Origin of the sequence: Luteibacter sp. E-22 (assembly GCF_049913125.1) — a bacterium.
Lineage (GTDB): Bacteria > Pseudomonadota > Gammaproteobacteria > Xanthomonadales > Rhodanobacteraceae > Luteibacter.
Genome location: NZ_CP183975.1, coordinates 2,967,997 through 2,979,470 on the forward strand (window position 1 = coordinate 2,967,997; position 11,474 = coordinate 2,979,470).

At 66.3% G+C, this 11,474-nt stretch carries 6 protein-coding genes; 5 read left to right on the plus strand and 1 reads right to left on the minus strand.

Features of this window, described 5'->3' with window-relative positions; translation table 11 throughout:
* Positions 1-11: 11 nt before the first annotated feature.
* Entirely contained in the window at positions 12-1,703 is a 1,692-nt protein-coding gene (locus ACN9M2_RS13275; protein WP_426285177.1) for a ShlB/FhaC/HecB family hemolysin secretion/activation protein, read from the minus strand.
* Between the two features lie 445 nt (positions 1,704-2,148).
* On the opposite strand from ACN9M2_RS13275, the gene ACN9M2_RS13280 reads away from it, so the two are divergent.
* From ACN9M2_RS13280 to ACN9M2_RS13300, 5 genes are read left to right on the plus strand one after another with little or no spacing between them, the layout of a single operon-like run.
* A complete protein-coding gene (locus ACN9M2_RS13280) occupies positions 2,149-3,180 on the plus strand; it encodes a glucokinase (protein ID WP_426285178.1) in 1,032 nt (343 codons plus the stop codon).
* Between the two features lie 49 nt (positions 3,181-3,229).
* Positions 3,230-5,566, plus strand: coding sequence for a beta-N-acetylhexosaminidase (locus ACN9M2_RS13285; protein ID WP_426285179.1), 2,337 nt, complete (start codon positions 3,230-3,232; stop codon positions 5,564-5,566).
* Positions 5,563-8,166, plus strand: coding sequence for a glycoside hydrolase family 3 C-terminal domain-containing protein (locus tag ACN9M2_RS13290; protein ID WP_426285180.1), 2,604 nt, complete (start codon positions 5,563-5,565; stop codon positions 8,164-8,166). The genes ACN9M2_RS13285 and ACN9M2_RS13290 overlap by 4 nt, the downstream gene beginning before the upstream one ends.
* A gap of 11 nt (positions 8,167-8,177) precedes the next feature.
* Positions 8,178-10,016, plus strand: a complete 1,839-nt coding sequence (locus tag ACN9M2_RS13295) for a beta-galactosidase (RefSeq protein WP_426285181.1) — start codon at positions 8,178-8,180, stop codon at positions 10,014-10,016.
* Positions 10,017-10,056: 40 nt separating this feature from the next.
* On the plus strand, positions 10,057-11,430 hold the full coding sequence (locus ACN9M2_RS13300; RefSeq protein WP_426285182.1) for an alpha-L-fucosidase: 1,374 nt from the start codon (positions 10,057-10,059) through the stop codon (positions 11,428-11,430).
* The last annotated feature ends 44 nt before the right edge of the window (positions 11,431-11,474 follow it).

The window sequence follows — 11,474 nt, forward strand, 5'->3', positions numbered from 1 at the left end:
CTTGCCCGTATTCAGTACTGGTAGATCAACTGGAAGCCGGTCGCCGGCTGTTCCGTGTCGAATCCACGCGGCGCGTGGATGCGCCGCCCGACGAAAAGATCCCAACTCAAACCGCCATGGCTCCCGCGTAAGCCGAGGACCGCACCCGTCAACTGGCGATGCCCCTCTTGCGTGGACGGTCCCGCGACGCGGCCGATGTCCATCCCGAGGTACGGCGCGAGCATCCCGAGCGGCAGCGTGAAGGTGTTGCGCAGGTACGCGCCGCGCTCGCCGGCCAGCGTCTGTTCGCCATCGAAACCACGCACCGAATAGCGCCCGCCGATGGTGATCAGTTCGGCGGCGGGCAGATGGTCGGTGGAACGCTGCAATCGCAGGCTGCTATCCCAGATGGCCTGCCGTCCGGCGAGGTTCAGTGGCTGGCTCAACGAAAGGTCGAGCGTGGTCAGGCCGTAGCGGTTGGTGGGGAAACCCACTTGCGGGTCGTAGCCGATCCACTGGCTGCCGAACCACGGCGTGCCACGCTGGTAACCGAGGCGTGCGTCCAGCTGGGCCTGGCCGATGTAATGACGATGCACGAGGGCGAGTTCGGCGCTGGCGACGCGCTGTCGCTGGATGCCCACTTCGACGCCCTGGATATAGCTGTGCGCGCTGCGCGCGGCCAACCGTATCTCGAGCGAGGTCTTGCTCGACGTACCACGGGTGAGCAGGCGTTGCACCGTGATATCGCTCGACGTCGACGTGCCGGTGGAACGAAAGCGGCTGTTGAAACCTTCGATCCATTGCCTGTAGCGATAGGTGGAGATCGAGCCGCTGAAGGTCCACCATCCCCAGGGAACGCTGTACGTCGCGTTCTCGCTGAAGGTGCTGCCGCCATCCGCATGGGTGAACAACGCATGGCCCGCGCCGATCGAGAACAGGTCGTTCAGGCCCAGCGGATTGTCGAGGGACACATTGAGGTTGCCCTGGTTCTTGCCCGTGCCCTTGAGCCCTGAGTCGCTCGCATCGGCCACGACGTGCCAGCGGCGCGTGGTGTGCACCGTGAGCACCACGTCGGACTCGCCCACCTTCTCGGCGGGTGCGATGTCCATGGTCACGTCCTGCGAAGGAACCCGCTTGAGCTGTTCGAGGCCTTGCTCGATCGCATGCAGGTTGAGCAGGTCGCCTTCGCGGATCGGGAACGCGGTGCGCCAATCGAGTTCCGGCGAGCCGGGCGCGAAACGGATGTGCCGCAAGGTGCCAGGCACGAGCAGCATGCGCAGGTGACCTTGCGAGATGTCCTGGGCCGGCACGCCGACGCGCGTGGTCACGAAGCCACGCGCGATCACCAGGTTGGAGAGGCGGCGTTGCAGCGCCTCCAGCCCGTCGCGTCCCACGCACTGGCCCACGAAACGATCGAGGTAACGTTGCGCCCAGGCGAAATCCGCCACGCGCTCACCCTCCAGGCGCAGGCTCTGCAAAGGAAAGCATGGCGTTTCCTTCGGCAAGGGCGCATCGAGCCGCTCGACGTTCGCCGGCGGACCTGCCTGGAACGGCGCGTCCTTACGCTCCGTTTCCTGCTGTTCGAGCCGCTGTGCGCGTCGCAGCTGCTCTTGCTTGTCCAACGTGGTCTGCTGCGCCGACGCCGTACCGCCGGCACCGATCGCAAGCAGGGAAATCAGCCCGTATGTCGTTGCGCGCCAACGACCTTCCCCTGTAACCCTCATCGCGTACTGCTCCTACCATCCTGGTACGTGGGACGCGGGAACTCTCTCGAGCGGCCGCGCCCCGGCTCTTCGGGAACAGATGATCGGCAAGAATGGCCGGAACTTTAGGCCCCGTGCGAGGCCGTGGTGGGAGCCTGCCCTGTCGGCGATGGGTGCTTGCCGTAATCTGGCCCGCTGCCCGCGGGGTCGCCGACACGGTCGGCGCCCACCCGGGTTGGGCGGCTCCGGGCGCGATGAGATCCCGTCCCACTAGCGCTTTATCGCCAAGTTATGAAATTAGCTTTTGTTATTGTGATATTTAGTGGTTTTCACCAGTGAACATTAAATTCATTGACAACGTTGTCATGCACGAGAAAGACTCCATGGGTCTTTTCGCGCTACGACGGGCTTCTCGGCTCGCGCGCGATCGCTTTCACGCACGGGGTCGTAGTCGATGGGGAAGGTGGTGAACCAGCCAGTGCTCGCGCATGCCGCAGCGTCGCGGCGGCCGGTCCTGGCGGCCGACGTCGGAGGAACCCATGCGCGCGTGGCGCTGGTTCTCGGCCGGGGGGATTCCCGTGCGCCGGTCCAGGTGCTCAGCCACCACCGTTACGTGGGCGCGGAATGGCCCAGCCTCGCGGCCATCCTCGACGACTTTCTGGTCACCCATGCCCCATTGGCTCCGCTCGGCATCGAGCGTTGCGCCATCGCCATCGCCGGCTACGTGCTGGGCGACCACGTCGCCAACAGCAACCTGCCCTGGCGTGTCTCGCTTCCGGAGATCCGGTCGGTGCCGGGCATCGAGACGCTCGATGTGGTCAACGACTTCGAAGCCGTGGCCTACGCCAGTCAGTTCATCGACCATGCCGACACAACGACGATCCTTCCGGGCCGGACCGACGGTGCCGGTGGCCCGGTGCTCGTCATGGGGCCTGGCACCGGCCTCGGCTCCGCCGTGCTCCTGCCCGGCGCCCCCTACGCACAGGTCTTGCCGACCGAAGCGGGCCAGATCGCGCTCGCCCCGGGTAACGATCGGGAAATCGAGATCCTGCGTATCCTCGCGCGCACGCGCCCGTACGTCTCCTACGAATCGATCCTCTCCGGCCCCGGGCTGCTCGACACCTATCGCGCCATCGCGGAGTTGTCGGGTCGCGAAGCCACGCTCACCACGCCCGACGCGGTAAGCACGGCGGGCATGACCCATACCGATCCGGCAGCACATGCCGCGCTGGATGTGTTCTGTGGCGTGCTCGGCGGATTCGTCGGCGACCTGGTGATGCTCTATGGCGCGCGCGGCGGCGCCTTCCTCGCCGGCGGATTCCTCCCGCAGATGCGCGATTTTCTCCTGGCCAGCCGTTTCCGCGAACGCTACTTCAACAAGGGCGTGATGCGTCCCTTCCTCGAACAGGTTCCGGTACGCCTCGTCGAGCATGGGCAATTGGGCGTCGTGGGCGCCGCCACGCTGCACGCCGCGGCCCGCGTGGGGTCCAGTCACTGAAAGGCGCCGATCGGTGCTGCGCCACCCGTTCCAGTAAGGATGCGATCCGATGATCCAAGCTACGACGATCCGCACCGTGCGTCATTACCTCTTCGCCATCGGGCTGGCATGGCTCGGTGGCGGCGTCGCCCACGCCACCGAACCGCCACTGATCCCCTTGCCTGCCGAGGCTCGGACGACCAGCGGGACGCTCGATATCGACGCGCATACGGTCATCGCCTTCGTTCCAGGTGACACGAAAGCCGAAGCGGCGGCGCGGTATCTCGCGGAGGAATTGCGTCGCAGCCGCGGCCTCGCTCTCACCGTGAGCGCCACGGCACATCCGGCCGCCCGCTCCATCGTGTTCCGCAGCGATCCCAAGGCATCCGTCGAGCAACGCGAAGGATATTCGCTGGATGTCGATGGCGACGGTGCCCGCATCGTCTCGCGCGACGCGGCAGGCCTGTTCTACGGAGCGGTGACCTTCTGGCAGCTTGCCACCGCCGATGGCAAGCAAGACGCGACCCGCATCCCTGGCGTATCGATCCGCGACTGGCCGCGCTTCGCATGGCGCGGCCTCATGCTCGACGTCGCCCGCCACTTCCATGACGTCGCGACGGTGAAGCAAGTGCTCGACGCCATGGCCGAGCACAAGCTCAACGTCTTCCACTGGCACCTCAGCGACGACCAGGGCTGGCGCATCGAGATCAAGCGCTATCCCCTGCTCACCACTGTCGGCGGATGGCGGACTCCTCCCGGCGCGGGAACCCATGGCGAGCCGATGCGGTACGGCGGCTTCTATACGCAGGAACAAATCCGCGACGTCGTCGCCTATGCCGCTGCTCGCCACATCACCGTCGTGCCCGAGCTGGACATGCCCGGCCACGCGCAGGCCGCCGTGGCGTCGTATCCGGACATCGTCGGCATCAACGGCGACCATCCCGCCGTTTCCGTGGACTGGGGCGTCAATCCCTACCTCTACAACGTGGACGACAAGAGCTTCACCTTCATCGAGAACGTGCTCGACGAGGTGATGGCATTGTTTCCGTCCACGTACATCCACCTCGGTGGCGACGAGGCCGTGAAAGACCAGTGGAAGGACTCGCCGGCCGTGCAGGCAAGGATGAAGTCGCTGGGCATCACCGACGAGAACGCCTTGCAAAGCTGGTTCACCGACCGGCTGGGCGACTACCTGGCCAAACATGGCCGCCGCTTGATCGGCTGGGACGAAATCCTAGAGGGCGGCCTTCCACGCACGGCCTCCGTCATGTCATGGCGTGGCGTGCAGGGCGCCATCGACGCGGCGAAGAAGGATCACAATGTGGTGCTCGCACCGGCGGGCTGGATGTATTTCGACAACCTGCAAAGCGATCGCGCGGACGAACCCAATGGCCGTCTCTCGGTGCTGGCGCTGGAGCGCGTCTATGGCTTCGAGCCGGTGGACGCCTCGCTCACGCCGGAACAGGCACGCCATGTGCTGGGCGCCGAGGCCACGCTGTGGAGCGAGTTCATTCCCTCGGCACGGCACATACAGCATGCCCTCTTCCCGCGCGTGGACGCGATGGCCGAGATCGCCTGGTCGCCGCGCGGAACACGCAACTGGCAAGGTTTCCTGCAACGCCTTCCCGCGCAGATGCGGCGTTACGCGGCCCTCGACATCGGCGCGTCCGACACCGCGTTCGCTCCAGCCATCCACGTGGATGGCGACATCGCCACGATCCTCCACGACCGCAAGGCGACGATAAATATCGACAACCAGACCGCCTTCGGCACGGTGCGCTACACCACCGACGGCAGCACACCCGGAACGGATGCGAAAGCCTATACCGTGCCATTCACCGTGACCCTTCCCACGACGGTGCGCGCCGTCACCTTCGCGCCGGACGGAACACCCATGGCCGGCGTGCGCGCAAGGACGATCGACCGCGACAACCTGCTGACACGGCGTAACGGCGAGCTCATGAAGTGCCCCGACGGCAGCCTCGGCTTGCGCATGCCCCTGCTGCCGGACCTGGCCGCGATGGAGACGCCCGTCTACGATGTCGACCTGTTCCACGCCTGCTGGGTCTATCCGAAGGCGCCACTGGATGGGGTGACGGGTATCCGTATCGAGGCCGCGCGCCTGGCACGCAACTATGGCCTGGCGCACGAGCTGTCGAAGGTCGTGTCCTATCCCGCGAAAACCGCCAACGGCGAACTCGAGGTTCATCAGGACAACTGCACCGGCCCGACGCTGGCCAGCTTTCCGCTGCCGGATGGAAAGGCGCTCGGCGAGTCGATCGTGCTGCAGGGCGACCTGCCCGCGTTGCAAGGGGAACACGACCTTTGCCTGCGCGTGACCGCGCCGACGGACGGACCGCTGTATGGTCTGGGTTCGGTGAAGCTGACGGGAAGCCATCCACGATGACGTATGCACGCCTCGCGCGCCGGCTGCTTGCATGCGCCGCCACCGTCGCACTGGCCGGTGCCGTGTATGCGGCGGAGCTGGCCACACCGGAACAAAAGGCGAGCGGTCTCGTCGCCCGCATGAGCCTGGAAGAGAAGATCGCCCAGCTGCAGAGCGCGGCGCCTGCTCTGCCGCGACTCGGCATTCCCGCTTATGAATGGTGGAACGAAGGCCTCCACGGGTCCGCGCGAGCCGGTTACGCCACGGTGTTTCCCCAGGCCATCGGCCTGGCGGCGGGTTGGCATCCGGAGCTGATGCGGCAGGTGGGCGAGGTCGTCTCGCGCGAAGCCCGCGCCCGCTTCGACGCCATCGGTGCGGGACGCGATCACGGCCGCTACGAGGGCCTGACCATCTGGTCGCCGAACGTCAACATCTTCCGCGACCCCCGGTGGGGACGCGGCCAGGAGACCTACGGTGAGGACCCCTACCTCACCGGCAGGCTCGCCGTGGCATTCGTGCATGGCATCCAGGGACCGGACCCGGCGCACCCGCGCGCCGTCGCCACGCCCAAGCACTTCGCCGTGCATAGCGGCCCCGAGGCGGGACGTCACGGCTTCGACATCGATGTCTCTCCGTACGACCTCGAAGCCACCTTCCTGCCGGCGTTCCGCGCGGCGGTGACCGAAGGCCAGGCGGGTTCGGTCATGTGCGCGTACAACGCGCTGCACGGCACGCCGGTATGCGCCGACACCGGACTGCTGGGCGACATCCTGCGCAAGGGCTGGGGCTTCAAAGGTTATGTCGTGTCCGATTGCGACGCCGTCGACGACATGACGAAGTTCCATTACTACAAGGCGGATAACGCCGCTTCGTCGGCCGCCGCGATCCGTGCGGGCACCGACCTCGATTGCGGTTATGCCTATGCCGAACTGAACGCGGCCGTCAAACGCGGGGACGTCGACGAGTCCGTCCTCGACGCCTCACTCGTCCGGTTGTTCGCGGCGCGGTATCGCCTTGGTGAACTCGGAGCCCCCACGGCGAAGCCCTCCACCGTCGATGTAAAGGCGAACGCGGCGCTGGCCCTGCGTGCCGCGCTGGAATCGATGGTCCTGCTGAAGAACGACGGTGGTGCCCTGCCCTTGCAAGGCACGCCGCGTATCGCCGTGGTCGGGCCGAACGCCGATACGGTGGAGACGCTGGAGGCCAACTACCACGCCACGCCACGCATGCCGGTCACGCCACTGCAAGGCCTCCGCGCACGATTCGGTGCCGACCACGTGAGTTACGCGCAGGGAGCACCTGTCGCCGCCGGTGTGCCCGTGCCCATACCGGAGACGGCGCTGCGGACCAGCACCGCCGCCGACGCCGCGGCTGGTCTCACCGGCCACTATTTCGACAATGTGACCTTCGATGGCGCGCCACGCACCACCCGCGTGGATCGCAGCGTCGATTTCGACTGGGACCATGTCACACCGGGCGGCCTGCCCAAGGGCCGTTACGCCGTACGCTGGACGGGCGCGATCGTGCCCCCAGGACCTGGCGACTACACGTTGGCCGTCCACGTCGAGCGCTGCTTCGATTGCGCGGGCCATGACGCCGTGCGGCTCTTCGTCGACGGCAAGCCGCTGATCGACGATGCCGGGGACGACAAGCATACGCAGGCGACCCTGCACTTCGACGACACCCGCCCGCACGACGTACGCCTCGAATTCGTCCATGTCGGCGAAGACCAGGGCGTGCGGCTGCAATGGCTGGCCCCTGCGGCCGCGCAACTCGCCGAGGCCGAACGCGCGGTCGCGGCGGCCGATGTCACCGTGGCCTTCGTCGGCTTGTCGCCCGATGTGGAGGGCGAGGAACTGCATGTGGACGTGCCCGGTTTCGACGGTGGCGACCGTACGGACATCGGCCTCCCCGCCACGCAACAGGCCTTGCTGGAACGCGCCGCCGCGAGTGGCAAGCCGCTGGTCGTCGTGCTCATGTCCGGAAGCGCGGTCGCGCTCGACTGGGCGAAAGAGCACGCTTCCGCCATCCTCGCCGCGTGGTATCCCGGGGAAAGCGGCGGCACCGCCATCGCGCAGGTACTGGCTGGCGACTACAACCCGGGCGGCCGCTTGCCCGTGACGTTCTACCGCTCGGTGCGCGACCTGCCCCCGTTCACCAGTTACCAGATGAAGGGCCGCACATACCGCTACTTCGAGGGAACGCCGCTGTACCCGTTCGGCCACGGGCTCAGCTACACGCGTTTCTCTTACGCGAAGCCCAGCGCGTCCGCCACCGGCATCGACGCGGGAAAGGCCATCACGGTGAGCGTCGAGGTGCGCAACAACGGGCCGCGTGCGGGCGACGAGGTGGTGCAGGCTTATCTCAGCTATCCGCCAGGCGATGCGCTCGCGCCGAAACGGTCCCTCGTCGGCTTCCAGCGCGTGCACCTCGCGCCCGGCGAAAGCCGCCGCGTGACTTTCGAACTCGATCCGCGCCGCCTGAGTTCGGTGGACGCGGCAGGCAAGCGAGCGGTCCTGCCGGGCGAGTACGGCGTCTTCCTGGGAGGCGGCCAGCCAGGCGATGCCGCCGGCGAGCGTGCCGGTTTCACGGTGCGTGGGCGTCAGGCGCTGCCGCGATGAAAGGACATCGGATGAAACACCCTACCCTCACGCGCCTTGCCGTCGCATTCGCGGCACTCCTCAGCATGGCGCCGTCTGCCTTCGCCAATCCGCCGGTCAGCGTGTCCGGCGCGCACTTCATGCGCGAAGGCAAGCCGTACCAGATCATCTCGGGCGACATGCACTTCCAGAGGGTGCCGAGGGAGTACTGGACCGACCGCCTGCGCAAGGCGCGCGCGATGGGCCTCAACACGATTACCACGTATGTGTTCTGGAACCTGCTGGAGCCCTCGCCCGGCCGCTTCGATTTCAGTGGTGGCAACGACGTCGCCGCCTTCGTGAAGGCAGCCCGGGCGGAAGGCCTGAACGTGATCCTGCGGCCGGGTCCATACATCTGCGGCGAATGGGACGCGGGCGGTTATCCCGCGTGGCTGTTCGCCGATCCCAGCCTGCGCGTGCGTTCGCGCGATCCGCGCTTCCTGGCTGCTTCCGATCGATACCTGCAACGTCTCGGCAAGGAACTGGCGCCGCTGATGGCAAGCCACGGCGGACCCATCGTCGCCACAGAACTGGAGAACGAGTACGGCTCGTACAACGACGACAAGGCCTATCTCGGCGACATCCGCGACATGCTCAAGCGCGCCGGGCTTGCCGACGACCTCCTGTTGACCTACGACGGCCCGGACCTGCTCGCCAACGGCACGTTACCCGACGTGACCGCGGTGATCGACTTCTCACCCGGCGAGGCGAAGAAGAGTTTCGAGATGCTCGAACGGTTCCGGCCAGGCTCGCCGCGCATGGCCGGCGAATACTGGGCCGGTTGGTTCGACCAGTGGGGCGGCAAGCACGCCGCGACGGACGCGAAGCAGCAGGGTGACGAACTGGCCTGGATGCTGAAACAGGGTTATTCGGTGAACGTGTACCTCGTGCACGGCGGAACCAGCTTCGGCTTCATGAACGGTGCGAACTTCCAGGGTGGCCCCGCGGACCACTACGCACCGCAGACCACCAGCTACGACTACGACGCAGCGCTCGACGAAGCCGGACGGCCGACGCCGAAGTTCACGCGGTTCCGCGACATCATCGCCAAGGCCACGGGAGTGACACCGCCTCCCTTGCCCTCGTCACCTTCCCTGCGCGAGCTTCCCGCCTTCACCCTGGGTGAATCCGCCTCGCTGTGGGACAATCTGCCCGCACCGCAGTCCTCCGACCTTCCCAAGCCCATGGAAGCCTACGGCCAGGCTTACGGGTACACGCTTTACCGCACCACGGTACACGGCCCCTTCCACGGTTCGCTCTACCTCGGCGATGTCCGCGACTACGCGGCCGTCTATCTCGACCGCCAGCCGCGCGGGACCGTCGAGCGCCGGCTGAAGCAGGTGGCCGTCGATATCGACATCGCCTCTGGCGAGCACACGCTCGACATCCTGGTCGAGAACTCCGGACGCGTGAACTACGGTCCCCATCTGGAAGACGGCCGCGCCGGACTCGTCGATCCGATGATGCTAGGTGAAACGATCCTCCACGGCTGGCAGGTGTTCCCGCTGCCGATGACATCGCCCGACACGTTGCGCGGATGGACCACCGCCAAGATCGAGGGGCCTGCGTTCCATCGCGGATCGATCACGATCGACACGCCGGCGGATACCTTCCTGGATGTCCGCGCCTTCGGCAAAGGCTTCGTCTGGCTCAACGATGCCAACCTCGGCCGGATCTGGTCCATCGGGCCGCAACACGACCTGTATGCCCCGGCGCCATGGTTCCACCATGGCGTGAACCACGTGGTGGTATTCGATTTCGACACGCGCGACCAGCCCGTCATGCGTGGCACGGACCGGCGCCTGTGGTCCGACCCGCCGAAGACCCCCTGAATCCTTTCCCGTTCGCGCCGCCGTCAAGGAAATCCGTTCGATGACGAAGCCCCCCTCCCTCCGCCGCCTGGCCTCTTGCCTCGCCGTCGCCCTGTTGGCATCCCTGCCCGGCGTCCCGCGCGCTGAATCGTTCACCGACGTGAAACCCTCGCCCCAGCAGGTGGCATGGCAAGACCTCGAATTCGGCGTGATCGTCCATTTCGGTACCAATACCTTCCTCGATCGGGAATGGGGCGATGGCACGGCGCCCGCCTCCGTGTTCCATCCCGACAAGGTCGATCCGGACCAGTGGGCGCGCGCGGTGAAAGCCGCGGGGGTGCGTTACATGGTGCTGGTCGCGAAACACCATGACGGCTTCGCGCTGTGGCCCACCGGACAGACCGACTACTCGGTGAAGGCCAGTCCCTGGAAAGCCGGCAAGGGCGACCTCGTGCGCATGGCCTCGGATGCGGCGAAGAAGAACGGCCTCGGCTTCGGTGTCTATCTTTCGCCGTGGGACCGCCACGATCCGCGCTACAAGGATTCGGCGGCGTACGACAAGTACTACCTCTCGCAGATGGAGGAACTGGTCCAGCATTACGGCCCGCTGACCGAATGGTGGCTCGACGGCGCCGGCAGCGCAGGCCACGTCTATGATTTCGCGAAATACGTGGAGACCCTCCGCACCTACCAGCCGAACACCATGGTCTTCGCGGACATGGCCTTGTTCGACTACGGCGACATCCGCTGGGTGGGCAACGAGCAAGGCGTTGTCCAGGGCGAGAACTGGAACGTCATCGACCGGCATGGGCAACTGCGCTGGCGTCCGCTCGAAGTGGACACGCCACTACACAAGAATCATTGGTTCTTCAGTTCGAAGCCGGATTTCGCCGCGTCATTGAAGACGGTCGACGAACTCATGGACAACTGGGAGAACAGCGTCGGCAAGGGCGGCCAGTTCATGCTGGGCGTCGCGCCCGATACGCACGGCCTGCTACCCGATGCCGATGTGCGGCGACTGGCGGAGTTCGGCGAGGCGCTGAAGGCGCGTTATGGCGACGAGGCCAACCTCGCTGCAAAGCATGGCACGGTCGACGACAACGTCGCCGCGGCATTGGACAACGATCCGGCGACGTTCTGGTCGGCCCCGGCCGGCTCGGCGAATGCCAGCCTCGAGGTTGACCTCGGTCGCGAGGTGACCTTCGACCACGCCATGAGCATGGAGTGGCTGGACGGCGGGCAGAACGTCCACGGCTATGCCGTGCAGGTGTGGGATGGCAAGGGATGGAAGACGGTAGCGCAGGCGCAGGCTATCGGTCACATGAAGATCGATGCCTTCGAGCCGGTGACGGCGCGGCGGGTGCGGTTGAACATCCTCTCCGCGGTGGGGACGGTGCGGATTCGGGAGTTCAAGCTGTTCAAGGTGGGGCGCTGAGCGATCCCCCGGTCGAATGGTGAGGGGCCGTTATCGCTGCTGAA

What these genes read in the sequence shown, in the direction of transcription:
- ACN9M2_RS13285 (WP_426285179.1), top strand. Translation starts at nt 3,230, where the DNA reads ATGATCCAAGCTACGACGATCCGCACCGTGCGTCATTACCTCTTCGCC.
- ACN9M2_RS13275 (WP_426285177.1), bottom strand. Translation starts at nt 1,703, where the DNA reads ATGAGGGTTACAGGGGAAGGTCGTTGGCGCGCAACGACATACGGGCTG.
- ACN9M2_RS13290 (WP_426285180.1), top strand. Translation starts at nt 5,563, where the DNA reads ATGACGTATGCACGCCTCGCGCGCCGGCTGCTTGCATGCGCCGCCACC.
- ACN9M2_RS13295 (WP_426285181.1), top strand. Translation starts at nt 8,178, where the DNA reads ATGAAACACCCTACCCTCACGCGCCTTGCCGTCGCATTCGCGGCACTC.
- ACN9M2_RS13300 (WP_426285182.1), top strand. Translation starts at nt 10,057, where the DNA reads ATGACGAAGCCCCCCTCCCTCCGCCGCCTGGCCTCTTGCCTCGCCGTC.